Here is a 22,681-nt window from a genome sequence, read left to right as displayed (position 1 = left end):
CTTGAACTTACACGTCAAGGAGGTCTACTTTTTGTTGTCGCTTCCGTTCATACATGGCATCGTCCGCACGTTGCCAAAGCGCCTCAATCGTTTCCGGACATGATGCCCACGCCAACCCGATGGCGACAGAAATCGATTCTTTTTGACAAGCCGCTTCGATTTGACGAACCATTCGTTCACATGCGTCGCGGGGCATCATCTCTAGAAACAAGACGAACTCATCTCCCCCTAAACGATACACGGATGATTCAATTCCCTGAAGAATCATCCCGACCCGTTTCAACAAATCGTCACCAGCAGAATGTCCTTCCATGTCGTTTACGACTTTCAAATCGTTCACATCCAGCACGATGATTCCGACGTCACACGCATTTCTTGCTTGAGCAATCGTTTCTTCAAACGCCCGACGATTGAAGACACCGGTCAAGCTATCGTGGCGACTTTCATACATGAGACGTTCACGCTCGGTCATGGCTGCTTCGATGTTCCGAATCACACCTTGAACCGCTACGATTTCACCATTCTCATAGATTGGTGTCGTATATTCCTCGAACCATACGTAAGCGCCGTCATTCGTGCGCCATCGTTGAAGAATCGCTTTTTCATAATTGACGCGTCCCGCCACTTTATCGAGTAATAGTCGCCGATCGTCCGGGTGGATTCTCCGAAAACACTCTTGTGCATCTGAATAACTTTGCATCACCGTCCCGTCTCCGAGATATAAATCTAAAGAAGGACTGATGTATCGGAAACGCCACGTCGGTTTCGTTTCAAAAATGTAAATGACATCTTTCGTTTGATTCCCGAAATGCATAAACGAAAGAGACTGTGAATGTGGCTGTGGACGTTTATATAGCCACAAGGCAATTAAAAATCCAACGAGTATCCCCCAGAAGAATAACGTCATTGAATCCACTTCCTCTCTGTTCGCCCATATCGTACCACGTTCGAGGTCAGACACCTGTCTCAATTCCTGTTATTTGGTAAATGTTTTTTTGAAAATTGAGTAAATTTTAGAGAGATTGTGATGGACATGATATAGTCGACTTATTGAATCACTCAATACATGGAGGTTTCTCATGCCACATTTCACACATCCATCGATTGACGAGACATTTTCGGGTGTCTATTTGCTCACCAATCGAAATGGATCAATCCACCAGTCTTACGGCTATGCGAATCGCTCAGAACTGATTCAACATGACGTGATGACACGGTTCGGAATTGCGTCCGGTTGCAAGCTGTTTACAGCAATCGCGATTTGCCAGTTAGTCGAGCAAGGGAAACTATCCTTTTCCACCTCGCTTGACTCATTTCAAACATTTGCCTTAACTCATCTGTCACCAAACGTCACCGTACATCAGTTGTTGACGCACACATCAGGAATCCCTGACTATTTTGATGAATCCGTCTCTGATGACTTTGAAGCGCTATGGCGTGATATCCCGATGTATCGGCTTCAACAGTTACGTGATTTTTTACCGTTGTTTCAACAAAAATCTATGAAAGACGAACCGGGTTCTCGATTCTCCTACAATAATGCAGGATATATTCTGTTAGGGTTGATTGTAGAAGATGTGACCGGGCAATCTTTCACCGACTATGTCGAACAATCGATTTTTCATCCTGCTGGTATGATTGATTCTGGATACTTTTCACTCGATGCCTTGCCTTCTAGAACAGCACTCGGTTATATTGACCACTCGGACGGCACATGGCGTACAAACCAATATGCGATTCCAATCAAAGGAGGAGCAGATGGTGGCGCGTATGTGACCGCTCAAGACATGACTAAATTTTGGAAATCGCTGTTTTCACATCAGCTTCTTGATACCGCTTCTACGTCGCTTCTTTTGACACCACACGTGACGGTTAATGACCGCGGCGGGAGTTATGGATACGGACTTTGGATTCAACATCACGCATCGGGAGATGTCTATAAATATCACGTGATGGGCTATGACCCTGGTGTCAGTTTCCATTCTGGTTACTATCCAGAAATCGATACCATCTCGGTCATTTGTTCAAATCAATCAGATGGGGCGTTCGACGTCATGAAACAGATTGAAATGCAGATTGGAGAACGGATTGAATGAACATTCGTACTTATATGGAATCAGACTTTGACTCGATTCAACAACTTAATCGCGATGAAGGTTGGAGCCAATTGGTAGAACGTGACGCGTTGACCCGTGAGGCATGGCGTCAATCAAACGTCACCTATGTGATGGAGTCTGAAAATGGAAAGATTGTCGCTTATTTGCGCGGATTGACTGATACGACAGTCAGTTTGTATGTTTGTGAACTGTTGGTCGCTTCTACATATCGTAGACGTGGTCTTGGCGAACAGTTACTCCAACACGTCCATACACTTTATCCAGACACACGGCTTGAGATGCTCGCAAGTCAAAATTCCCACACATATTACGAGAAATTACGGTTTCGTCCGTTCTACGGTTTTCGGAAAACGATTCACGAATAGGAGGAATGTATATGAAACTTGCTCTCATCACAGGCGCATCTCGTGGTCTCGGCCGTTCCATCGCTCAGGAACTACAAGCTAGAGATTACGAGGTGGTCGGGCTCTCTCGCTCACAGGCGGAAGACGTTACGTATCAGCAACGATCAGTCGACCTATCAAACGTCTCGGGGATTGATGCAGTCATTCGGGAGATCACACCGTTTCTAGAGCGGGCTGATTCGGTTTTGCTCGTTCAAAATGCAGCGTGGATTGAACCGATTCATCGTGTCGGACAATTAGATGGTGAGAAAGTGACCGCTCATGTCCACGCCAACCTGCTTGCGCCGATGCTATTGGCGAATGCGGTCCTCGCTTTCAACAAGCCGACCGATTTGATTCATGTGACCTCTGGCGCGGCCAAACGTCCGATCTCAGGTTGGAGCGCATATTGTGGCACGAAAGCAGGACTCAATCATTTCACGGAGACGCTTGCACTAGAGCTAGAAGGAACCTCACATCGTGCAGCTCTATTCAATCCAGGTGTGATGGATACGTCGATGCAGGCGGAGATTCGTTCTTCCTCGAAAGAGGCGTTCGCTGACCTTGAACAATTCCGTGCATACGAAACAGAAGGACGACTCCGTTCTTCTGAAACGGTCGCTCGTATATTTGCTGAACAGTTGATTGACCGTCCTCTAGAAAATGGCAAGACCTATTCGATTTACGACTTGATTAAATAATTTACCAGGTCAAAAAAAGAAACACCCTTCTCTCGTCAAACCGTCTACACTACATGCATAGATACGTGAAAGGGTGAATTTTATGAAAACCATTGCTGGAGGATTACTGCTATTTGGACTGTTTAGCGTCACAATGTCGTTCACAATGATTGGTGATACCGCTGTCGTCGGGGCGATGGTGAGTGGTGTTTCAATTTTATGTAGTGTCGGATTATTATTTGGGGCGACTGAACTCAGCCGAATCCGTCACGACCTGCTCCACGACAAAAAAACGTCTTTCCCATCTGAATGAGGGAAAGACGTTTTTGATTCAATCTTCTTCGTATTCCTCTAATAAATCATCAACATCATATTCTTCGAAGTCGTCTTCATCGATAAAGATATCGCGATCGTTCACGACGTGAATCGGACCATTGGCCACATCGATTCGAATCGTCCACGCCCAAGGAATGCGTAATCGGTTATAAACACCTGTCCAGAACTCCATTGACTCTTGCTCATACTGTTCAAATTCTGTCAGAAGTTCTTTGAACGACACGCCGGTTAACTGGAAGTTTGAATCTTGGAGCCGTTGGAGCGCATGATGCTTCGCTTCTAATTCGGCCGCTCGAACCATTTCCTCAGCTGTCGCCATCTCCAGGATCGTCCCGTCTGGTGGGAGAATATCGTATACGTTGAACAATTCGCCTTCTTCTACTTCTACATCGTCAAACTCATAGTCATCGTGCCGCATACTACATTCCTCCTTACGCAATTTGAATCCCCTTTATTGTACCACTCTCTACACGTTTCCCCCTAAAGATTCGTGCATATATTTCATTTTGCCAGGGAAAGACTGTTAGAGTGAGGACATCTATAGGAAAAGAGGTTAAGCAGATGAATGAATCATTCCAAGCACTCGTGCTAGACCAACACGAGGAACGCCTTCATGCCGAAGTAAAAGAAGTGAACGCCGACGTCCTTCCGAAAGAAGAGGACGGAAATGTGTTAGTGGAAGTTCACTACTCTGCGTTGAACTATAAAGACGCGCTCGGATTAACGACTTCTGGTAAAATCGTCAATCGCTATCCGTTCATTCCGGGATGCGAATTCGTTGGAACTGTCGTCGAATCAGACCACCTCGACATCAAAGTTGGCGACGAGGTAATCGCCACTGGTTTCGGGATTGGGGAACGGCACTTCGGTGGATTTAGCCAGTATGCGCAAGTACCGGGGAAATGGCTCGTGAAGTTACCGAAAGGAATGAGCATGCGAGATGCAATCGCCATCGGAACACCAGGACTTACCGCCATGCTTTCCATTGATGCACTCGAACACGCAGGTGTGCGTCCGGGTGAAGAAGTACTTGTCACAGGCGCGACAGGTGGTGTTGGAAGCTTCGCGATTACGTTGCTTCGTCGTCTCGGCTACCATGTCGTCGCCTCCACCGGCAAAACAGATTCACCATACTTACGCTCACTCGGTGTCGAGACGATCATCGATCGAAGCGAATTAGAAGGCCCTGCCCGTCCCCTCGCCAAGCAACGTTTCGATGCCGCTATCGATTCGGTCGGTGGAAATACACTCGCCAACATCTTGAGCCAGATACGATATGAAGGTGCTGTCGCCGCATGCGGTCTCGTCGGAGGCGCAGAGTTGCCAACGAGCGTCTATCCGTTTATTTTACGCGGCGTGAAGCTCATCGGCATCGATTCGGTCATGCAACCCATGGTTCGTCGTACGAACGCATGGGAACGTCTCGAAGAACTCATCGATCCGAAAGTTCTCAATGAGATGATCCATGAGATTCCGTTACACGACGTCCCTCGCCACGCCGAAGCGATGATGCGTGGTGAATTGAGTGGTCGCACCGTCGTCCGTCTTCGCTAAGCCCATCAAAAGAGGCTGAATCATTCACGATTCAGCCTCTTTCCTCTCTATTCTCCATGGTGTGGAATCAGATAGTGAATCCGGCAGGTGCGTCTTTCACGACGACGAGTACTTTGCCTTGATCTAACTTCTCTTCGAGACGCTCTGATTCTTCTTTTGTGAAGCCGAGCTCTTGAAAATCGGCTCGCAGTTCGTCTCCTTTTTTGCGGAACACATTTTTGGCGGCTGTCCCCAAACCGACGTCACTTGCCGAGACGGTGTTCGCATCGGCATTATCCGCGACACGTTTACTCCGATCATCGTCATGTGTGATGACGTAGATGTTGGATTCATCAATCCCATTTGTTTTCATCGATTGAACGGCGGTAACGACTTCTTCATCATTTGTAAATTCTTTGTACAAAACTGACATGTCTATTCTCCTCCTTCAATTCTACTACATTACTAGGTATTACCTTCCTTCACATTCTTCACACATTAAAAAACGATGACAAACGTCATCGTTTTGTTAAACGGCGGGCTCTTGGCCTTTTCGTTTTTTCAATTCTTCCAATAAAATGTTTGATTCATTAAATGGAATCGACTGTCGACCGATTCGTTCAATGTGGTCATGTCCTTTTCCGACGACCACGACACGCTTTCCTTCTAACGCTTGCGTGGCCGCATGTCGAAGGGCCTCTTCCCTTGCTTCAAACGTCACATACTTCACATCCGGTTGGATACCTTTTACTAAATCACGAATGATTTGTTTTGGGTCTTCCATGCGGACATCATGTACGGTGACAATCACCTCATTCGAATAGCGACTTGCGATACGTCCCATATCTTGACGTTTCGTAGGATCACGGTCTCCTGCCGCACTTAACACGACGACAAGTGCACGGTTATCTTGTTGCAATGTAGACAAACATTTCTCTAGCCCGTCTGGTGTGTGGGCATAGTCGATATAAATCTCAGCATCCTCTGTAGCTAAACGTTCCAACCGCCCTTTTGGCAAGGTGAGTCCTGGAACATTTGAAACAATGGTCCGTAGCGCCATATCGGAAGTCGACACAAGTCCGATTGCCGCTGCTAAGTTCGCCGCATTGAACGCCCCCATGAACCGAACGGGCACTTCGAGCTTGAACTCCTTCATCCTGACGAGTACCGTCTCTTCACGCCAAATCACTTGGATGTCGGCTTCGATTTCCTCTTTTGTACTATACATAATGGCTTGACGTGTCGGCGCAAACTCAGCCATGACATGACTAGCCGGATCTTCCGCATTTAACACAATCGCCTCACCGTTCGTCACTTCCACCTGTTCAAACAATCGCGCTTTGGCCCGGGCATACTCATCCATCGAACGATGATAGTCTAAATGATCATGCGTCAAATTCGTAAACGCAGCAGCATGAAAGTGTATTCCCGCTACGCGACCTTCCATTAAGGCATGCGATGATACCTCGAGTACGCAATCCGTGACGCCTGCATCGACCATCTCTGCTAAGATGCGATGTAAGACGACGGCTTCTGGTGTCGTATTGGCTGTCTCAACCGTTTGATTATGAAAACGCGCGCCAATCGTACTAACGATTCCGGCACGACGTCCTGAAAGACGCAACAAGTCATAAGTCAATGTCGCTGTCGTAGTTTTTCCATTCGTTCCTGTCACACCGTATATACGCATCCGATGAGAGGGGTGATCATAAAATACACTCGCAACCGCTCCTGCCGTCTGTTTCGTATCGGCAACAACCACATTCGGTACATCGAGATCGAGTGGATATTCTGAGATGACCGCACTCGCACCGTTGGCGACGGCGTCTTCTGCGAACTTATGACCGTCAACCGTATAGCCGCGAATGCAAATAAAGACATTCCCTGAACTGACCTTCCTGGAATCGGTTTCGACTCCGGTCACCCATGGATCAAAAATGTCATCCATCTCATTTTGTAAAATGGCGGATAAACGTTTCGTTCTCATGCTGTGTACGTCCTTTCTCATGGGTGTCGCTAGGTTCATAAAACCTTATCGTCATGTTACTAGATTTTAACGGCAATTGAGATGACAAATATATTACTTCCCGTTTTCAAAGGAAAGCAATCACTTCACAAAAAAAACCTAGACGTTTCACTCACGTACTAGGTTCCTCCATTTTGAATGCTAAATTGTGTTTTAGTAGCTCCGCCTCAAGGACAAAAAGGGCATTCGGTCCGATTCCATGCCAACTCGCAACCTCACGGCGTGTATAGGGACACAATTCATGCAGAGACTCGATTCCTTTAGCGACTAGTGCCCTTTTAGCTGGCGCTGCTAACGTTGGTAAGGCAATCATCCAATCTCCGCCTTTCGCTTTCTAAATCGTCCGTTGATGGGAAGACAGGCAAGAACTTGCTCGATTCGAAACGTTCGTCTCGCTTGTTTATTCAAATCCCATGCCACCACGTACTCCCCTTGCACTTTAATCAGTTTGACCCGCCGCTCTGAAAATGTCCCATGTCGATCGACATACACCATTTCTGTGACTTGTCCCGAACGCATCCATCGTAACAATTCTTCTCTCATCCTGTTTTCCCTCCTTTGTCTTCATTATACAGAACATTTGTTCTCATTTCTATTGATAAGCTGTTCGCTGATTCAAATTTCGATTATGATGAAGGAAATCAAATGAGAGAGGAAAAAACCGATGACTTATGTATTATTACTGATCTTGGCTGCCTTTTTATTCGGGGCAATGATTTTCGCTGCGCTCGCGTTACCAAACCTTCGCAACATTTTATTCAATCGTGGCAGTTTGTTTAATCAACAGAGCGAAACCGTCACTTGTCCGAAGTGTAAAACATCATTCAAACGCGCGCCGGGAGACGCACAAACTTGTCCGAATTGTTATCACACTTTTTGAATCGTTGAGGGGCATGCATATTCGACCGCAATTCTTCATATTCCTTGGTTTAAATGGGAGCAAATGAGTGAAAGAACAGAAAGGATGCTTTATCTGAGTAAAGTTCCTGATTCTTTTATCGTTGAAACCTTCATTCCATACGAAAGGAGTTGCATATGCTTCCTACACTCGATGAACGCCTGGTCGATCAAGTTCGTCTTAAAAATCGCCAAGCCTTAGAACATTTATACTCACGCTATGAAAAACTACTTTATCGATATGCGCTTCATCTGAATGACCATCCTGCAACTGCAGAGGCGGCCTTGACCGATTTATTTTGTCGGATTTGGCAACAACGTCTTCACTTCAATCCACATTCCGAAACGATTCGTGCGACCCTCATCCGTTCATTAGAGGAAATCATGCACTATATGAAAGAGGACAAATCAGATTCCAATACTTCTAAAATCCCTTCTGCATAAGGTTTTGTTGTCATCTCCGGATACATCTGTTTTGCCTGTTCGGTCGCATTGCCCACTAAATAGCCTTTCCCTACATGCGCTAACATCCCAAGGTCATTCCCACTGTCGCCGAACGCATATGTTTCTTTGCGTAAGAAGGAAGCAGTGGTGCATACATATCGAACACTCGATTCTTTTCCGGCATGCATTGGATAAAAATCAATATCCCATGCATCCATCGGATCACCCGCTTGCGGATTGCATTGGCTGATGTTGACAGCAATCCCTTCTTGATCAGCTAGCATGCGAAGCGTTTCGCTCCAAGACCCGATTTGGTCACGGATGTAATAGCTACGGATCCAAGGACTCGTCCCAAAACCCGGTTGCGCTTCTAGTTCAATCCGCATCTGTTCAATCTGTGACGCAACACGTTCCACACGAGATATAAAATCACTCGGGAATAACGCTTGATAGGATTCTTCTAAAGAAAACGTTCCGTCTACGTCAATATGATACAATTCCGTACCTAAACTTGAAGCGATACGGTGAGGCCAAAAGCGAAGGTTTGCCTGTTCAACTTTTTCACGTAGCGATTTGAGTGAACTACCTGTCACCCACATCGTTGACAATCGATGGGAATATTGTTCCAAAAAATCTTCGAGCCGACGAACGGATGCCAATTGTTCCGGTGTACATGCATGAGGAAAGTAGGTCTCATCAAAATCAAAACATATGAGGATGTGTCCCTCATTCGTAAATCGCTTCATGATATCGTCTCCTTATCGTTTTCTCTTCCTCCTATAGTACAATGAAACAAAGGAGGCATCTTATGATTTCACGAATCTCTCGAGCTTATTGCCAAATGAGTAGCTTGATTACCGGATTTTTTATTGTATTTGCTTTTCTTTTTGGCATTCGCACATACTTCTTATGGACGACGATGAGCTCTCCCTTAACTGCGATTGGCTTGATGCTGATGACGGCGATTGGACTAAGCTTCATCACGTACCAGCTTTCAGAGAAATTAAGATTATTCATCTATTCGAAGCTTCCGGATCAAGCAGTGACATGTTCAATAAATAGTCACACAAAATAGGCATCCATTTTTCGATTTTATACGTTAGATCAATACAAGGGACATCCCTTCTGCGCAAAGGAGTATGTTATGACTGACTTAGAGTTATATGAGCGTGTCAGGAAAAAGGACAAAGAAGCGCTCGAAATATTGTATGATCGATACGAACGCATTTTATACGCATTTGTCCTACAACTGACAAAAGATCGTGATTTGGCCGAAGAAGCCATGCAAGAAGTATTCATCAAGCTCTGGCGTGGCGGAGGCGTTTACGATGAGTCAAAAGGAAAATTTCGTTCTTGGCTCTTCACAATGAGCCGTCATGTGGCCATTGATTTAATTCGGAAGCGTAAACCGGATTTACAATTAGATGAATCTTACGCTGAGGCCATCCCTTCCGACTCACCGTCCGTCGAGAAAGAAGTCGAGTGGCAAGAAGAGCGCGCCCAAATCGAGACAGCCATGGCCACATTACCAGCCGAACAACAGCAGGTCGTTCGACTCATGTATTTTCAAGGATTGAGCCAGCAAAAAATTGCTGATGCATGCGGCATCCCGCTCGGAACGGTAAAAGGAAGGATTCGACTGGCGCTAAGGCAACTGAGGAAACAGTTATCCCATGAATTCATCGGAAAGGAGGTAGAACAATGAACGCATGCGACCAATTGATTGACTACTTCAACCAACATTTAACGGAAGAAGAACGAATGAAATTTGAACAACATCTGGCAACGTGTAAAGACTGTCAAGAAGAGCTCGAACAACTTGAAGCTCTTGTCGGTGGCGTCGCGTTCTTGTCTACTCCGACTGAGCCACCCCGAGGCATGAAAGCACGTGTCCTCGATCGTGTATTCGAAGAAGAAGGAGACAATGAACCCGTCATAATAACCGACACTTCTGCATCAGTTCCACCGGCGACACCGTTCAAACAGAAGAAGAAACGGAACGTACCGGTCTGGGGAATGGTCGCTTTAGCAGCGGCACTCCTCCTCTCCTTAATCGGGAATGGATATTTGCTTACCAATCAGCCTGATGCCCCTGGCATCACACTGACCGAATCAATCCCACTTGAAGGTGAGTCTGAAGGAACCGCTTATCTTGCAGAGCAGGACGGAACGACACAACTGATCGTCCAAACGAACGGCCTAGCCTCACTCGATGCCAATGAGGTGTATCAAGTATGGCTCTTAAAAGATGGTTCCCCGATTCCGACCGGCGCTTTCGTCACCGATGATAAAGGGAACGGGACGGTCATCTACACACTCGACTCGGATGAAGTCGACGTCGACTGGGATACCGTCGCCGTCACCAAAGAACCGAATCGCGGAAATGAGACGCCACAAGGTGAAATCGTCTTAAGTGCTAGTCTTTAATTCTTGAACCGGACACATTCGTTGTCCGGTTTTTTGATATGATGAACCAAAGGAGTGAATGGGATGCAAAAACCAAAAATCGGTATTGTCGGACTTGGAAATATCGCTCAAAAAGCGTATTTACCCATCCTTTCGATTCATCCCCGAATCGAGGTAGTCGGTGCCTTTTCCCCGAACACATCTAAGCGAGACATGATTTGCCAAACGTATCGAATGACCTCTTTCGACACGTTGAATGAACTCGCCTCATCCATCGATGCAGCGTTCGTACATAGTTCAACGGAAACTCATTATGACATCGTATCGTATTTATTAGAACACGGCGTCGATGTTTATGTTGATAAGCCCCTCGCCGCAACAATCGAGGAAGCGGAGCAGCTCGTCATTCAAGCCGAACGTCTTGGGCGTAAATTGATGGTCGGGTTCAATCGACGTTTCGCTCCGATGTATATGCGTCTACAAAACGAGTCCTCTGCTCACATGATTGATGTGGTAAAACATCGCGAGAATGACGTCGGCCCTAAGGATGCGACCTTCACCTTACTCGATGATTACTTACATGTCATTGATACGCTACGTTTCCTCGCTGGTAATGAGCTCATACTCGTCTCGGGTCACGTCGACGTCAATGACAAGCATGAGCTTCGATTCGCCCGCCACGTGTGGCAAGATGAGCACGGAATGCACACGACATCGATGCACCGTTCAGCAGGAGTGAACCATGAGCACGTCTCGATCGTACGGGATGGGGAACGATTGTCCATCGAAGAGATGGTCACGCTACATCGTTTCAAGCAAGGTCGGCATGAAGTCGAAACGTTCGGTTCATGGGACACGACACTCGTGCAACGTGGTTTCCAAGGCGCGATTGACCACTTCATTTCCGCACTCATCGATGATACAGCGATTTCAACAGACGGTCGTGTTGCCCTTGAGACACAACGACTTGTCACAAATCTAATCAAGTGAAGGAGGGCTATATATGGATTTCTTTTTCTACATCATGGTTATGGTGATTGTCGTCTCGTCAGTCGGTGCCAATACGATTATCAAAACGAGAGAAGCACGTGTCGAAGAACGACGATTGAAGATCGAAGAAGAGAAACTCGCGATCCAACGGCTTGAACTCGAGATGAAGCGCGAACAAGACAAACTCGACCATCATGGATTTTAATCAAAAGCGGTCACCCTCCAAAATGAGGGCGACCGCTTTGCCATTACAGATGACGGTTTGAAATTGGCAGTTGTTGTCTTCGTTCCACGAGCGTCGACCACGTCACAGCCGTCATGATACAACCGGCACCGATAAAGAAGTTAAGATGGAGCGTTTCGTTCAAAACGAGCCACCCGAGTGTCCCGCCAACCAAGGGTTGAAAGAAGAAAAAGAGTGACCCGACACTCGCATCCATCAACTCGAGTCCTTTGTTCCAGAAGAAAAACGCTCCTGCCGTCGATACGACACCGATATAGAGAACACTAAGCCAAAGGACGCCATTTAACTTTGGCCACCCTGATTGCATGACCTCCACACTCATCAAAGGCGTCATCAATAACCATGCGACTCCGATCGAAAATGTCGTGAGCGTCAAGGTCGACAACGACTGTGTCCCGATTTTCACATAAATCGACATGAGTGCCCACGTCACGGCAGCTAGAACAAGTATGAAACTGCCTACTCGATACGTCCCTTCCCCTTCCCAACCGACGACGATGAGAACACCGACCGTTGCCAGCCCAAGCGCTCCAATCTTGACAGGAGTCAGTCGTTCTTTCAATAAGATTCGGGCAAATAAGACCATGAAAGCTGGTGTCGCTGCGGTCACAAGGGAGCCAGTATGTGCATCCGATAGCTTCGTTCCAATAAATTGAAACGAAATCGAAGCGACGTATCCGATGACACCGACAAGTCCGATCCATTTCCAATCTGCCCTTCGAATCGATTCCCGTCCAAACCGAAACCAAACGACGAATAAGACCATAAATGCAACAGCGTATCGTAACCAGACGAACGTGAACGGTTCAATATATGCGAGTGCATATTTACTGACCACATACATTCCTCCCCATATACTCGCCGCAAGGGTCAAACTGAGTGCTCCTAGCCATTCTTTCCTCATTTTCTCGCCTCCTCAATGGCGACTATATACGACGCCTTCGCTTCGATTTCCTCTATTTTCATTGTCAGGTAGATGAAAAACGCTTACAATCAAGATATAGATGAATGAAAGGAGGGAGAAAGGTGAAATTTGTCGGACGTACGCATTGGACAACTGAACATTTGTACATTTTGCGTGCGATTTTTCACGATGTCGCTTAATCAAGGGACCCGTCTGTCCTTTTTTAGACATTGCTGAATATACGACAAAGCGCCTCTCTCTTTCTAAACCGAGCGCTTCTTTGCGTTCGGTTTTTTTGATAGGCCCTAACCTTAGGAGGAACCTATTATGTTGATCGATCTTCAACACATTCAAAAACAATACGGCGGGCACGCCGTTCTCACAGATGCGAATTTATTCATGAACGAAAACGAACGAGTCGGTCTTGTCGGCCGAAACGGCAGTGGCAAAACGACGCTGTTACGAATCCTTGTCGGCTCTGAAGAGCATGACGCCGGTACGATTTACCGCCGACAACGACTCTCTATCGGCTATTTGGTGCAGCTTCCTGACTACCCTGGACGCAGTGGTCGTGACGTCCTCTATACTGCTTTTGAGGAAGTGACTCGCCTGAGTGAAAAAATGTCTTCCCTCGAGCAAGAGATGGCGACGTCCGAACAGCTCGAACGCCTTCTCGAATCATACGGTGCCATTCAAGAACAATTCGAACATGCGGGTGGATATGTCTACGAGTCAAAAATCAGCGCAATGATTGATGGACTCAAATTGACCTCATTCGTGGACCAACCGTTCGATACGCTAAGCGGGGGCGAGCGTACAAAAATCGGTCTCGCCTTAGCACTCCTTCAGGAACCAGAGCTACTCATTTTGGACGAACCGACGAACCATCTAGATTTAGAAGCGATGACTTGGCTCGAATCCTATTTACAGGATTACGATTCAGCGCTCCTCATCGTCTCCCATGACCGGGTCTTCTTAGATGCGGTCGCCACACGAATCGTCGAGTGCGAGGATGGAGAATTGACGAGTTATCCTGGGAATTATACGGACTTCGTTGCCCAAAAAGAAAAACAGTTGCTTGACCAGTTTCACGCTTACACGGAGCAACAGAAGAAAATCAAAAAAATGAAGGAAACGATCCGGCAGTTGCGGCAATGGGCCAACGAGGGCAATCCGCCGAATGAAAAGTTCTATCGTCGCGCCAAATCGATGGAAAAGGCTCTCGAACGAATTGAACGAATCAAGCGACCACAACTCGAAGCCGAGCAACCGAATATCCAGTTCACGACGAACGGGCGAACCGGGCGCGACGTCTTCGAAGTAAATGACGTGACACTTATCTATGATCGTCCTCTATTTGAAGACGTGCACTTCTACACAGGGTACGGGGAACGCGTCGCCATCGTCGGACCGAACGGGAGTGGAAAGTCTTCGCTTTTGAAAATATTGCTCGGTGAAGTTATCCCGCAAGCCGGAACCGTAAGGCGAGCCGACCAAGCCAAAATCGGCTATCTATCGCAACACATCACATTCGACGAATCTCATCGCTTAATCGAGGCGTTTCGGGACCGGATCGCAGTCGATGAAGGCAAAGCGAGACACCTTCTCGCTCAATTTCTGTTTTACGGCGCGAGTGTGTTTAAACCGGTCACGAATTTGAGCGGCGGGGAGAAGATGCGACTCATGCTTGCCATCCTCGTCCATGAAGAAATCAATGTCCTTGTCCTAGATGAGCCGACGAACCACCTCGATATCGAATCGAGAGAGGCACTTGAAGAGGCACTCGAACGTTTCCCTGGAACGGTCGTTACGGTTTCCCATGACCGCTACTTCTTGAATAAGCTGTTCCCTATCACGTATTGGCTCGACGGGACGATGACACGTTTCGAAGGTAACGTCGCCTATGCCCTCGACAAACGTGGACAGGAATCGAAAGATGAACCTAAAACGGAACACATCAAACAATCAAAATCGCTGAAGCAGACGAAACCTGCTCCATCTACGGTTGATGAGGAAACTCACCTAACCCAATTAGAGACAGAACATCGGGCACTGCTCCAACGGATGAATGAATTGGATGACCTTGATGAATTGATGGCGTTACAACGACAAGTTGATGCATTGCAAAAAGAAATCGATGACGTGATGACACGTTTGCTCGAATCTTTATAACCTAATATAGAGAAGCGGCACCCAATCAAGGGCGCCGCTTCTCTTGCTCGAATCGAATCTGTATGAAATAGCCGATGACCGCGATAGCCATCAACCCAATTGGGAGTATGCGGTAAAGGCCTTCCATCGTTCCAGTTGTCAAAAGAATCACTCCACTAAGGAACGTTCCGAACCAATATAGCTTTGGCATATGATCCCTCCATCGGTTGCATTCACTCAATAGGATACCACAAGAAAAGCGCCCTCACTCGGCGCTTTTCTTGATTCTCTAGTCCCCGGACTTTCATCCAACCAAGCCCTCGCTCGATTGACCGTCCCATCCATGATTTGGTTCGACTAGAGATGTCCAAGCCAACGTGACGCATCATTCCAATCCGTTCATCGTCCATTGGTTCACCAATTGTTTTTCATTCGAAAACATGAAATCAAATAGGTGACTCATAGACATTTTGATCGAATGGGCACGAGAGGACTTGGCACCTATGATGTCCACTTCTGACGCGGATCATGTGGAATTCCGTATACAAAAAGTCTGTCTGGTATACTTGCTCCGATGGCAAGCAGAGGCCGACGTATCATCGTTTGGAATGCACGATTCACGTTCATATGGACTTTGCCCATCCCTTTCATCCATAAGCGACAGGTGACGAAAGTGCCTCCCCGTTCCCCGACTCATTTCAGAAAGTGAATGGTTACATGTATACAATATCCGTTTTAAGTGAGATTCAATCCTCGTTCACGATTTCTCCATAATCCATTTTATACATAATGCGTCAGCGCGTAAGCGACCCCGTCCTCTTCCACATCCTTTGTAATATGCGTGCTTAAATCTTTTAACGGATCCACAGCATTCCCCATCGCAATCCTTGTTTCTGCCACTTCGAACATCGACACATCATTCAGATTGTCTCCGATGGCGACGACATCACGCATCGGAATCTGATAATGCTCAGCTAACTGTTTCAATGCTGCACCTTTACTCGCATGAGGATGTCCGATTTCAATTTTCGTCCACCCTGCTGTCGTAATCAAAATATCGTTCCGCGGTTCATAGATTTTACGCAACCGGTGTAGCTTTTGGCGATCGAACGAATAAACAAATACTTTGTACACTTCATCTCGTGCAAAGTCGATGTCTGCCATCGAATCCATATACGTCAGACCGAATTGCTCATTTTGAATTTCAATCTCACGTTCCGCCCACTCGCGAGTGAACGATTGATCGTGTGGCAACACCTCATCGAGTTCCCGCTTCAGTAAATCGCTTCCTGAACGGAGAACCTTCACTCCCGCATTCGTATAAAATTCAACGTACGCATCGTCCGCATCAGCGATTTCCCACAGTTCATCTACGATTGTCTGATCCATCGCATGATAGTAAATTCGCTCGTTCTCATAGAACCCGATTGCTCCGTTACCTGACAAAATCGGACAGACGAGGTCACTTCGCTTCAACAGCTCCTCGATATCATGAATCGAACGTCCTGAACAAATCGTGACGATATCACCCTGTTCTTGCCGACGACGAATCGCCTCCTGGTTTGCCTTTGTAGTCACGCCTGTGCGCGATAACAGCGTCCCGTCTAAATCAATCGCAATCAATTTCATATCGTTCCCTCCTCTTTGGTTCTTTTCCCGATTCAACTATACAAAACACGATGAAATGCGTCTCCTGTTTGCAATGTGGAGATTAGGGAACCGTTTATTAATGCTACATAATTTTTTTGAAAGGGGACATCTATGAAAGATTCTACACAAAAGCCACGTTTGAATCGCGTCTTTTACATTTCAGCAAGTTTGATTGCCTTACTCGTTCTATTTGGAGCGATTGCACCAACGACATTCGCTACAATCGCAGGATCTATTTTTAACTTTACGACTCGCTCGTTCGGTTGGTTCTATTTACTTTCCGTATTCTTGTTTGTGCTCTTTTTAGTCTTTTTAGCGTTCAGTAAATACGGAAAAATCCGTCTCGGGAAGGATGACGATCGCCCTCAATATCCGTTCTTTACTTGGATCGGCATGTTATTCTCCGCCGGATTCGGTGTCGGACTCGTCTTTTGGGGTGTTGCTGAGCCGATGAGCCATTTCTTTACGCCACCTTATGCGGATACGGAGGCATTGACAGTCGAAGGGGCACGCCTCGCGATGGCCTATTCGTTCTTCCATTGGGGTGTCAGTCAATGGTCTGTCTTTGCGATTGTCGGACTGATCATCGCCTACTTCCAGTTCCGTCGTAATGCGGATGGACTCATCTCGACTAGCCTGTCACCACTTATAAAAGAACGACCGTACAAACAACCGTTGAACCAGACGATTGATATTTTAGCGGTCATTGCCACCGTCATGGGTGTCGCGACGTCGCTTGGTTTAGGTGTTCTTCAAATCAATGGCGGACTGAACAGTGTGTTCGGGCTCCCGAACACCGCTTGGATGCAAGTCGCCATCATCGTCGTCTTGACCGCTCTCTTTTTAACATCGACGACGACGGGGCTCGATCGTGGCATCAAGTGGTTGAGTAACATCAACTTAGGTACCGCACTCGTGTTGATGGTCTTCGTCTTCTTTGCCGGTCCTACCATTTTCATTTTAGAAACCTTGACGCTCGGTCTAGGTGACTACTTACAAAATTTCATTCGCTATAGTCTTCGTCTACAACCGTATCAACAAGGGACGTGGGTCCGGGATTGGACAATCTTTTATTGGGCATGGGCCATCGCCTGGTCCCCATTTGTCGGAGCGTTCGTCGCACGTGTCTCACGAGGACGTACCATTCGTGAATTCATCGTCGGTGTCCTCATCGTTCCTCCGTTCATTGCGCTCCTTTGGATTGCCGTATTCGGGGGCACTGCCCTACATCTAGATTTATTCGAAGGGACTTCCATCGCTGAAGCCGTCAATGCGGACGTGACGAGCGCATTGTTCGTGACGTTTGCCGAGCTCCCATTCAGTTTCATCCTGTCCGTCTTGTCGATTCTCTTGATTTTGACGTTCTTGATCACGTCGGCCGATTCTGCCACCTATATCATCAGTAGTATGACGACGAACGGTAGCTTGAATCCGCCCCTCCCCGTTCGAATCGCTTGGGGAGTTCTGTTAGGAGGAATCGCTGCCGTCTTGTTGCTTGCGAGTGGCTTAGAAGGACTTCAAACTGCGTCGTTGATTTCCGCCTTGCCCTTCACGATTATTCTTCTGCTGATGGTGTTCACATTATTTAAGTTACTCCGACAAGAGAACGTACGAAAAATAAAATAAGCTGTATTTTTAAACGCTCGGGAAGATCCTTGAGCGTTTTTTAGTTTGACTCGCCGACATCTCGTTGTTTGTTGACTTCCTTATGTCCGATTGCTACGATTTTGACAACGTATAAGCTTTAAAGGGGGATTATGGGGAGATGAACGATTTCACACGTGCTTACGCACAACAACTAGACAAACAAGACCCGCTCGCATCATATCGGGAAGAATTTTACTTACCGGAAGACGGGATTTATATGGATGGGAATTCACTCGGGCTCTTATCGAAACGAGCCGAGCGTACGCTCCTTGAATCGCTCGCGGACTGGAGAGAGCTCGGGATCGATGGTTGGATGTCCGGTCGCCATCCTTGGTTCAACTTGTCCGAAGAGCTGGCTGCATTGAACGCGCCGCTCATCGGTGGAAAGTCGGAAGAAGTAATGGTCACCGGTTCGACGACCGTGAACTTGCATCAACTTGTCGCTTCGTTTTTCAAACCAGAAGGCAAACGAACGAAGATTTTGGCAGACGCCCTCACGTTCCCGTCTGATATTTACGCCTTGAAGAGTCAGCTCGAACTTCGTGGACTCGACCCATCAGAGCACCTCGTCCAAGTCAACAGTCCAGATGGGCGCTTCTTAGCAGAAGACGACTTGATTGCCGCGATGACTGACGAAATCGCCCTCATCGTATTACCGACCGTCCTCTATCGGAGTGGTCAGATTTTAGATATGGCTCGTCTAACGAAAGCGGCACACGAGCGTGGAATTTTGATCGGCTTCGATGCCTGTCACTCCGTCGGCTGCATCCCTCATGACTTCCACGACTGGGGTGTCGACTTCGCATACTGGTGCAACTATAAACATTTGAACGGGGGTCCGGGAACGGTCGGGGGCTTATTCGTTCATGAACGTCACTTCGGCACGACACCTGGACTCGCCGGATGGTTCGGTTCGCGCAAAGATAAACAGTTCGATATGGACCATACGATGACACCGGCCGAACATGCCGGTGCGTTCCAAATCGGAACACCACACGTTATGAGTCTTGCTCCTCAACTTGGCGCGCTTGAGATGTTCAACGAGGTCGGGATGGAAGCGATTCGTCAAAAATCACTCGCGCTCACGACGTATATGATGGATTTGATCGAAGAGATGCTCGCACCTCACGGATTCTTCATCGGTAGCCCGACTGACACACGACAGCGCGGCGCTCATTTGAGCCTCGAGCATCCCGAAGCGGCACGCATCTGTAAAGCGTTGAAGAAACATCACATCATCCCTGACTTCCGCGCACCGAATATCATCCGTCTCGCACCGGTCGCCCTATATAATACGTTTACCGACGTATATGACGTGATCTTGACGTTGAAGAAAATCATGGACGACAAAGAATATGAGGCGTTCGAGAACGTCCGCGAAGTGGTCGCATAAGGGGGAACTGTCATGAGTGAACGCACAGAACATAAAGTAGAAAAATCGATTCAAACGGATTTCTCAAAAGACATGTCGTACGGGGACTATCTCCAACTCGACTCGATTTTATCAAGTCAACATCGCCTTTCTGACCATCATGATGAGATGCTGTTCATCATCATCCACCAGACGAGCGAGTTGTGGATGAAACTCATTTTGCATGAATTGACAGCAGCCACGACGGCCATCACGAACGGCGAACTCGAACGTTCGTTCAAGATGCTCGCCCGCGTCTCGAAGATTCAGCAACAACTCATCCAGTCATGGGGCGTTCTCGCGACGTTGACGCCGGCCGAGTATTTAGAGTTCCGAGACCAACTCGGCTCGTCCTCTGGTTTTCAATCTTACCAGAACCGACAAATCGAATTCGCGCTCGGCTTCAAAAACGCACGGACGCTCAGTGTTTACGCGCACGATAAAAAACTGTATTCATTGCTCGAAAGCTCGCTACAAGCTCCTAGTATTTACGATGTGACCGTCCGCGAAATGTATCGTCGGGGTCTATCGATTGATGCGAGCGTGCTCGAACGTGATGTCACCCAGGATTGGGAATGGAATGAAAGTGTCGAGAAGGCATGGGTCGAAGTCTATCGAGACGTCGACACGTATTGGGACTTATATGAGCTCGGTGAAAAGCTACTCGATATCGGGAGTCAGCAACAGATGTGGCGCTTTAACCATATGAGCACCGTGGAACGCATTATCGGACAGAAGATGGGGACAGGTGGTTCGTCTGGCGTGAACTACTTACGTCGCGTGCTCGATCATCGCTTCTTCCCAGAACTGTGGACGGTCCGGACATCACTATAAGAGGAGCTGAACAAAATGACTTGGATTGATGTATCACAGCCACTTCATGCCGATGTTGCGACATGGCCGGGAGATACAAAATTTTCATATGAAATCGCGTGGCCGATGGCAGAGAGTGGTTCGGTCAATGTCGGGAAGATGACATTGAGTTTACATCTCGGGACCCACATCGATGCACCGTTTCATTTTGACGACCATGGGAAGCGCGTGATCGACCTCGATCCGTCTGTATATATCGGACCAGCCCGTGTGATTCATCTACCGCATAAGGCAAAGATTGAAGCATCTGATTTGGATGGTCACGATTTGACTGGGGTGGAACGCCTCATCTTAAAAACGGATGGTTGGTCCGATAAGAGCGTCTTCCCAGAGACGATTCCTGAACTGACACCCGCTCTTGCCGATCGTCTCGGAGAACTCGGAATCTTCTTGATCGGACTCGACTTACCGTCCGTTGATGCGATTGACAGTAAAGAGATGAGCGGCCATCACGCGTTAGCACGAAATGGTGTGCATATCCTAGAAGGACTCGTTTTAGACAATATCTTACCGGGAGATTACGATTTGAATGCCGTCCCTCTCCCAATCGTCGAAGGGGATGGAAGTCCCGTTCGCGCATTGCTTCGCCCTATATTGTAAAGAGATAGCCGGAATCGGCTGTCTCTTTTTTGATTAGACAGGGATAGTCCGACGTTTGGCGAAATAGATGAGAAACTCTATTTCAAGAGAGGACATTCGATGAAGATTCTATTATTATCTGGCGGTGATGGAAAAAGACTATGGCCACTTTCGAACAATTCGAATGCCAAACAATTCATTCGTTTATTGCCTAGCAGAGATGGAACGAAACAATCAATGCTTGAAAGAGTTTATAATCAACTAAAAACACAAGATTTAGACACTAACGCTTTCATGATCACAAATGTTCAACAAAAGGATTGTGTCATTCATCAAGTTAGTGCAGATACTAATATCATTTCCGAACCAACTCGTCGTGATACAGCAAGCTATTTAAAACCTATGAACAACGATACACAATTTCTCATTTCCCCATATAAATAAAAATGACCTCACGAGCTCTACCCGAAATCAAGGCATCGTGAGGTTTCTTCTTACTTATTTGATTAATTCGAGTTCGACCGGAATGTTTTCCTCCACTGTTTCACCTTTCAGATGATTGATTGCAGCTTCTACACCCAACTTCCCAATCTCAGCGGGCTTTTGTGCAACCGTAGCTGCCATCGTCCCACCTTCGACCGCTTTGACGGCATCGTCTGTCGCATCGAATCCGATGACTTTCACGTCACTCATTCCAGCCGCTTCGAGTGCTTGAACGGCACCGAGTGCCATCTCATCGTTATGTGCGAATACAGCGACGATGTCTTTATTGTCCTGTAAGATGTTCTCCATGACCGTCAATCCTTCTGCACGGTCAAAGTTTGCCGATTGTTTTGCCACGACTTCCAATTTCCCATCGATGGCTTCGTTGAATCCTTGTCCGCGGTCACGTGTCGCAGACGCTCCTGGAATCCCCTCGAGCTCGACGACTTTTTGCCCTTCGCCTACGAGTTCGACCATGTAGTCACCCGCCAACTGTCCACCTGCGACGTTATCTGATGCCACGTGGGCGACGACGTCCCCTGTTTCAGCGTTACGGTCTACCGTGATGACGGGAATGCCCGCATCGTTTGCTGCCTGTACTGCCGCGCCGACCGCTTCTGAATCCGTCGGGTTGATGAGAATCAAATCCATCCCCTTTTGAATCATATCTTCGACGTCATTCACTTGCTTCGCCGCGTCGTTTTGCGCATCCGCTACCGTCAACGTCGCATCCATTTCGTTCGCCTGTTCTTCTGCGCCTTCTTTCAGTGCGACGAAGAACGGGTTATTCAATGTTGAGATCGATAAGCCGATTTCATAATCGCCATCTTTCGTTTCCGTTTCAGACGATGACCCCGGTTGTTCAGTCGAGCAAGCTGCCATCAGTACCATTGTCAGTGCGAGTAGCCAAGCTGTCCATTTTTTCAT

Annotated in this window: 29 protein-coding genes; 17 read left to right on the top strand and 12 right to left on the bottom strand. The window is 47.4% G+C overall.

Translation table 11 applies throughout. The annotated features are described in order from the left end of the window. Positions 1-7: 7 nt before the first annotated feature. Positions 8-907, bottom strand: a complete 900-nt coding sequence (locus IRJ25_RS00560; RefSeq protein ID WP_269317529.1) for a GGDEF domain-containing protein — start codon at positions 905-907, stop codon at positions 8-10. A gap of 172 nt (positions 908-1,079) precedes the next feature. Here IRJ25_RS00560 and IRJ25_RS00555 point away from each other — a divergent pair, with 172 nt between their 5' ends. From IRJ25_RS00555 to IRJ25_RS00540, 4 genes are all read left to right on the top strand, one after another. After that, entirely contained in the window at positions 1,080-2,096 is a 1,017-nt protein-coding gene (locus IRJ25_RS00555) for a serine hydrolase domain-containing protein (protein ID WP_269317528.1), read from the top strand. Then, positions 2,093-2,482, top strand: a complete 390-nt coding sequence (locus IRJ25_RS00550; RefSeq protein ID WP_074035497.1) for a GNAT family N-acetyltransferase — start codon at positions 2,093-2,095, stop codon at positions 2,480-2,482. The genes IRJ25_RS00555 and IRJ25_RS00550 overlap by 4 nt, the downstream gene beginning before the upstream one ends. An 11-nt stretch (positions 2,483-2,493) precedes the next feature. Beyond that, positions 2,494-3,201: an SDR family NAD(P)-dependent oxidoreductase gene (locus IRJ25_RS00545; RefSeq protein ID WP_269317527.1), complete on the top strand. Its 708-nt coding sequence runs from the start codon at positions 2,494-2,496 to the stop codon at positions 3,199-3,201. Positions 3,202-3,283: 82 nt separating this feature from the next. Then, a complete protein-coding gene (locus IRJ25_RS00540) occupies positions 3,284-3,493 on the top strand; it encodes a hypothetical protein (RefSeq protein WP_214783951.1) in 210 nt (69 codons plus the stop codon). Positions 3,494-3,511: 18 nt separating this feature from the next. Here the strand turns inward: IRJ25_RS00540 and IRJ25_RS00535 are convergent, their stop codons facing one another. Further along, positions 3,512-3,934, bottom strand: a complete 423-nt coding sequence (locus IRJ25_RS00535; RefSeq protein WP_012727530.1) for a hypothetical protein — start codon at positions 3,932-3,934, stop codon at positions 3,512-3,514. A gap of 143 nt (positions 3,935-4,077) precedes the next feature. Between IRJ25_RS00535 and IRJ25_RS00530 the strand changes: the two genes are divergently transcribed. Further along, entirely contained in the window at positions 4,078-5,070 is a 993-nt protein-coding gene (locus IRJ25_RS00530) for an MDR family oxidoreductase (RefSeq protein ID WP_159563073.1), read from the top strand. A gap of 67 nt (positions 5,071-5,137) precedes the next feature. On the opposite strand, the gene IRJ25_RS00525 is transcribed toward IRJ25_RS00530, so the two are convergent. From IRJ25_RS00525 to IRJ25_RS00510, 4 genes are all read right to left on the bottom strand, one after another. Then, positions 5,138-5,482: a general stress protein gene (locus IRJ25_RS00525; RefSeq protein ID WP_012727532.1), complete on the bottom strand. Its 345-nt coding sequence runs from the start codon at positions 5,480-5,482 to the stop codon at positions 5,138-5,140. A 96-nt stretch (positions 5,483-5,578) separates the two neighbouring features. Further along, on the bottom strand, positions 5,579-7,036 hold the full coding sequence (locus IRJ25_RS00520) for a UDP-N-acetylmuramoyl-L-alanyl-D-glutamate--2,6-diaminopimelate ligase (RefSeq protein WP_214783960.1): 1,458 nt from the start codon (positions 7,034-7,036) through the stop codon (positions 5,579-5,581). A 151-nt stretch (positions 7,037-7,187) separates the two neighbouring features. Beyond that, entirely contained in the window at positions 7,188-7,388 is a 201-nt protein-coding gene (locus IRJ25_RS00515) for a DNA-binding protein (RefSeq protein ID WP_159563075.1), read from the bottom strand. After that, complete coding sequence (locus tag IRJ25_RS00510; RefSeq protein ID WP_074035487.1) at positions 7,385-7,618, bottom strand: WYL domain-containing protein; 234 nt, start codon at positions 7,616-7,618, stop codon at positions 7,385-7,387. The genes IRJ25_RS00515 and IRJ25_RS00510 overlap by 4 nt, the downstream gene beginning before the upstream one ends. Before the next feature lie 121 nt (positions 7,619-7,739). On the opposite strand from IRJ25_RS00510, the gene IRJ25_RS00505 reads away from it, so the two are divergent. Together IRJ25_RS00505 and IRJ25_RS00500 are read left to right on the top strand one after the other, a co-directional pair. After that, positions 7,740-7,955, top strand: a complete 216-nt coding sequence (locus tag IRJ25_RS00505) for a hypothetical protein (RefSeq protein ID WP_012727536.1) — start codon at positions 7,740-7,742, stop codon at positions 7,953-7,955. A 155-nt stretch (positions 7,956-8,110) separates the two neighbouring features. Beyond that, positions 8,111-8,416 carry an RNA polymerase sigma factor gene (locus IRJ25_RS00500; protein WP_214783963.1) on the top strand — a complete coding sequence of 102 codons (306 nt, stop codon included), beginning with the start codon at positions 8,111-8,113 and terminating at the stop codon, positions 8,414-8,416. Here IRJ25_RS00500 and IRJ25_RS00495 read toward each other — a convergent pair. Both IRJ25_RS00495 and IRJ25_RS00490 read right to left on the bottom strand, forming a co-directional pair. Next, the gene (locus IRJ25_RS00495) at positions 8,362-9,162 is read right to left on the bottom strand and encodes an HAD family hydrolase (protein ID WP_214687654.1); all 801 of its coding nucleotides are present in this window, start codon (positions 9,160-9,162) and stop codon (positions 8,362-8,364) included. The genes IRJ25_RS00500 and IRJ25_RS00495 overlap by 55 nt on opposite strands. Before the next feature lie 85 nt (positions 9,163-9,247). Further along, positions 9,248-9,433 (bottom strand): hypothetical protein, encoded by a 186-nt coding sequence (locus IRJ25_RS00490; RefSeq protein ID WP_148209475.1) that lies wholly within the window; start codon positions 9,431-9,433, stop codon positions 9,248-9,250. 127 nt (positions 9,434-9,560) lie between these two features. Between IRJ25_RS00490 and IRJ25_RS00485 the strand changes: the two genes are divergently transcribed. From IRJ25_RS00485 to IRJ25_RS00470, 4 genes are all read left to right on the top strand, one after another. Then, positions 9,561-10,121 (top strand): RNA polymerase sigma factor, encoded by a 561-nt coding sequence (locus IRJ25_RS00485; RefSeq protein WP_211782130.1) that lies wholly within the window; start codon positions 9,561-9,563, stop codon positions 10,119-10,121. Continuing rightward, positions 10,118-10,843 (top strand): anti-sigma factor, encoded by a 726-nt coding sequence (locus IRJ25_RS00480; protein ID WP_269317526.1) that lies wholly within the window; start codon positions 10,118-10,120, stop codon positions 10,841-10,843. Before IRJ25_RS00485 ends, IRJ25_RS00480 begins: the two co-directional genes overlap by 4 nt. 63 nt (positions 10,844-10,906) lie before the next feature. Further along, positions 10,907-11,812 carry a Gfo/Idh/MocA family protein gene (locus tag IRJ25_RS00475; RefSeq protein WP_269317525.1) on the top strand — a complete coding sequence of 302 codons (906 nt, stop codon included), beginning with the start codon at positions 10,907-10,909 and terminating at the stop codon, positions 11,810-11,812. A gap of 13 nt (positions 11,813-11,825) precedes the next feature. Further along, complete coding sequence (locus tag IRJ25_RS00470; protein ID WP_074035480.1) at positions 11,826-12,017, top strand: hypothetical protein; 192 nt, start codon at positions 11,826-11,828, stop codon at positions 12,015-12,017. A gap of 43 nt (positions 12,018-12,060) precedes the next feature. On the opposite strand, the gene IRJ25_RS00465 is transcribed toward IRJ25_RS00470, so the two are convergent. Then, a complete protein-coding gene (locus IRJ25_RS00465) occupies positions 12,061-12,960 on the bottom strand; it encodes a DMT family transporter (RefSeq protein WP_269317524.1) in 900 nt (299 codons plus the stop codon). A gap of 327 nt (positions 12,961-13,287) precedes the next feature. Between IRJ25_RS00465 and abc-f the strand changes: the two genes are divergently transcribed. Then, a complete protein-coding gene (abc-f, locus tag IRJ25_RS00460) occupies positions 13,288-15,132 on the top strand; it encodes a ribosomal protection-like ABC-F family protein (protein WP_269317523.1) in 1,845 nt (614 codons plus the stop codon). Positions 15,133-15,157: 25 nt separating this feature from the next. Here abc-f and IRJ25_RS00455 read toward each other — a convergent pair whose 3' ends face one another. After that, positions 15,158-15,322 (bottom strand): hypothetical protein, encoded by a 165-nt coding sequence (locus IRJ25_RS00455; RefSeq protein WP_269317522.1) that lies wholly within the window; start codon positions 15,320-15,322, stop codon positions 15,158-15,160. A gap of 569 nt (positions 15,323-15,891) precedes the next feature. Next, positions 15,892-16,740, bottom strand: a complete 849-nt coding sequence (locus tag IRJ25_RS00450) for a Cof-type HAD-IIB family hydrolase (RefSeq protein ID WP_269317521.1) — start codon at positions 16,738-16,740, stop codon at positions 15,892-15,894. Between the two features lie 132 nt (positions 16,741-16,872). Between IRJ25_RS00450 and IRJ25_RS00445 the strand changes: the two genes are divergently transcribed. From IRJ25_RS00445 to IRJ25_RS00425, 5 genes are all read left to right on the top strand, one after another. Continuing rightward, positions 16,873-18,387 (top strand): glycine betaine uptake BCCT transporter, encoded by a 1,515-nt coding sequence (locus IRJ25_RS00445; protein ID WP_269317520.1) that lies wholly within the window; start codon positions 16,873-16,875, stop codon positions 18,385-18,387. 139 nt (positions 18,388-18,526) lie between these two features. Next, positions 18,527-19,801: a kynureninase gene (kynU, locus tag IRJ25_RS00440; RefSeq protein ID WP_269317519.1), complete on the top strand. Its 1,275-nt coding sequence runs from the start codon at positions 18,527-18,529 to the stop codon at positions 19,799-19,801. A 12-nt stretch (positions 19,802-19,813) separates the two neighbouring features. Next, a complete protein-coding gene (gene kynA / locus IRJ25_RS00435; protein WP_269317518.1) occupies positions 19,814-20,653 on the top strand; it encodes a tryptophan 2,3-dioxygenase in 840 nt (279 codons plus the stop codon). 15 nt (positions 20,654-20,668) lie between these two features. Continuing rightward, positions 20,669-21,292, top strand: a complete 624-nt coding sequence (gene kynB, locus IRJ25_RS00430) for an arylformamidase (protein ID WP_214783998.1) — start codon at positions 20,669-20,671, stop codon at positions 21,290-21,292. Positions 21,293-21,391: 99 nt separating this feature from the next. Further along, positions 21,392-21,715: a sugar phosphate nucleotidyltransferase gene (locus tag IRJ25_RS00425; protein WP_269317517.1), complete on the top strand. Its 324-nt coding sequence runs from the start codon at positions 21,392-21,394 to the stop codon at positions 21,713-21,715. Between the two features lie 54 nt (positions 21,716-21,769). On the opposite strand, the gene rbsB is transcribed toward IRJ25_RS00425, so the two are convergent. After that, complete coding sequence (gene rbsB / locus IRJ25_RS00420; RefSeq protein ID WP_031421977.1) at positions 21,770-22,681, bottom strand: ribose ABC transporter substrate-binding protein RbsB; 912 nt, start codon at positions 22,679-22,681, stop codon at positions 21,770-21,772.

Origin of the sequence: Exiguobacterium sp. KJ 601 (assembly GCF_027161185.1) — a bacterium.
Taxonomy (GTDB): domain Bacteria; phylum Bacillota; class Bacilli; order Exiguobacteriales; family Exiguobacteriaceae; genus Exiguobacterium; species Exiguobacterium profundum.
Note: the sequence above shows the minus strand (reverse complement) of the source record. Positions and strands in the feature narration are given on the sequence as shown.

What these genes read in the sequence shown, in the direction of transcription:
- IRJ25_RS00560 (WP_269317529.1), bottom strand. Translation starts at nt 907, where the DNA reads ATGACGTTATTCTTCTGGGGGATACTCGTTGGATTTTTAATTGCCTTG.
- IRJ25_RS00555 (WP_269317528.1), top strand. Translation starts at nt 1,080, where the DNA reads ATGCCACATTTCACACATCCATCGATTGACGAGACATTTTCGGGTGTC.
- IRJ25_RS00550 (WP_074035497.1), top strand. Translation starts at nt 2,093, where the DNA reads ATGAACATTCGTACTTATATGGAATCAGACTTTGACTCGATTCAACAA.
- IRJ25_RS00545 (WP_269317527.1), top strand. Translation starts at nt 2,494, where the DNA reads ATGAAACTTGCTCTCATCACAGGCGCATCTCGTGGTCTCGGCCGTTCC.
- IRJ25_RS00540 (WP_214783951.1), top strand. Translation starts at nt 3,284, where the DNA reads ATGAAAACCATTGCTGGAGGATTACTGCTATTTGGACTGTTTAGCGTC.
- IRJ25_RS00535 (WP_012727530.1), bottom strand. Translation starts at nt 3,934, where the DNA reads ATGCGGCACGATGACTATGAGTTTGACGATGTAGAAGTAGAAGAAGGC.
- IRJ25_RS00530 (WP_159563073.1), top strand. Translation starts at nt 4,078, where the DNA reads ATGAATGAATCATTCCAAGCACTCGTGCTAGACCAACACGAGGAACGC.
- IRJ25_RS00525 (WP_012727532.1), bottom strand. Translation starts at nt 5,482, where the DNA reads ATGTCAGTTTTGTACAAAGAATTTACAAATGATGAAGAAGTCGTTACC.
- IRJ25_RS00520 (WP_214783960.1), bottom strand. Translation starts at nt 7,036, where the DNA reads ATGAGAACGAAACGTTTATCCGCCATTTTACAAAATGAGATGGATGAC.
- IRJ25_RS00515 (WP_159563075.1), bottom strand. Translation starts at nt 7,388, where the DNA reads ATGATTGCCTTACCAACGTTAGCAGCGCCAGCTAAAAGGGCACTAGTC.
- IRJ25_RS00510 (WP_074035487.1), bottom strand. Translation starts at nt 7,618, where the DNA reads ATGAGAGAAGAATTGTTACGATGGATGCGTTCGGGACAAGTCACAGAA.
- IRJ25_RS00505 (WP_012727536.1), top strand. Translation starts at nt 7,740, where the DNA reads ATGACTTATGTATTATTACTGATCTTGGCTGCCTTTTTATTCGGGGCA.
- IRJ25_RS00500 (WP_214783963.1), top strand. Translation starts at nt 8,111, where the DNA reads ATGCTTCCTACACTCGATGAACGCCTGGTCGATCAAGTTCGTCTTAAA.
- IRJ25_RS00495 (WP_214687654.1), bottom strand. Translation starts at nt 9,162, where the DNA reads ATGAAGCGATTTACGAATGAGGGACACATCCTCATATGTTTTGATTTT.
- IRJ25_RS00490 (WP_148209475.1), bottom strand. Translation starts at nt 9,433, where the DNA reads ATGAATAATCTTAATTTCTCTGAAAGCTGGTACGTGATGAAGCTTAGT.
- IRJ25_RS00485 (WP_211782130.1), top strand. Translation starts at nt 9,561, where the DNA reads ATGACTGACTTAGAGTTATATGAGCGTGTCAGGAAAAAGGACAAAGAA.
- IRJ25_RS00480 (WP_269317526.1), top strand. Translation starts at nt 10,118, where the DNA reads ATGAACGCATGCGACCAATTGATTGACTACTTCAACCAACATTTAACG.
- IRJ25_RS00475 (WP_269317525.1), top strand. Translation starts at nt 10,907, where the DNA reads ATGCAAAAACCAAAAATCGGTATTGTCGGACTTGGAAATATCGCTCAA.
- IRJ25_RS00470 (WP_074035480.1), top strand. Translation starts at nt 11,826, where the DNA reads ATGGATTTCTTTTTCTACATCATGGTTATGGTGATTGTCGTCTCGTCA.
- IRJ25_RS00465 (WP_269317524.1), bottom strand. Translation starts at nt 12,960, where the DNA reads ATGAGGAAAGAATGGCTAGGAGCACTCAGTTTGACCCTTGCGGCGAGT.
- abc-f (WP_269317523.1), top strand. Translation starts at nt 13,288, where the DNA reads ATGTTGATCGATCTTCAACACATTCAAAAACAATACGGCGGGCACGCC.
- IRJ25_RS00455 (WP_269317522.1), bottom strand. Translation starts at nt 15,322, where the DNA reads ATGCCAAAGCTATATTGGTTCGGAACGTTCCTTAGTGGAGTGATTCTT.
- IRJ25_RS00450 (WP_269317521.1), bottom strand. Translation starts at nt 16,740, where the DNA reads ATGAAATTGATTGCGATTGATTTAGACGGGACGCTGTTATCGCGCACA.
- IRJ25_RS00445 (WP_269317520.1), top strand. Translation starts at nt 16,873, where the DNA reads ATGAAAGATTCTACACAAAAGCCACGTTTGAATCGCGTCTTTTACATT.
- kynU (WP_269317519.1), top strand. Translation starts at nt 18,527, where the DNA reads ATGAACGATTTCACACGTGCTTACGCACAACAACTAGACAAACAAGAC.
- kynA (WP_269317518.1), top strand. Translation starts at nt 19,814, where the DNA reads ATGAGTGAACGCACAGAACATAAAGTAGAAAAATCGATTCAAACGGAT.
- kynB (WP_214783998.1), top strand. Translation starts at nt 20,669, where the DNA reads ATGACTTGGATTGATGTATCACAGCCACTTCATGCCGATGTTGCGACA.
- IRJ25_RS00425 (WP_269317517.1), top strand. Translation starts at nt 21,392, where the DNA reads ATGAAGATTCTATTATTATCTGGCGGTGATGGAAAAAGACTATGGCCA.
- rbsB (WP_031421977.1), bottom strand. Translation starts at nt 22,681, where the DNA reads ATGAAAAAATGGACAGCTTGGCTACTCGCACTGACAATGGTACTGATG.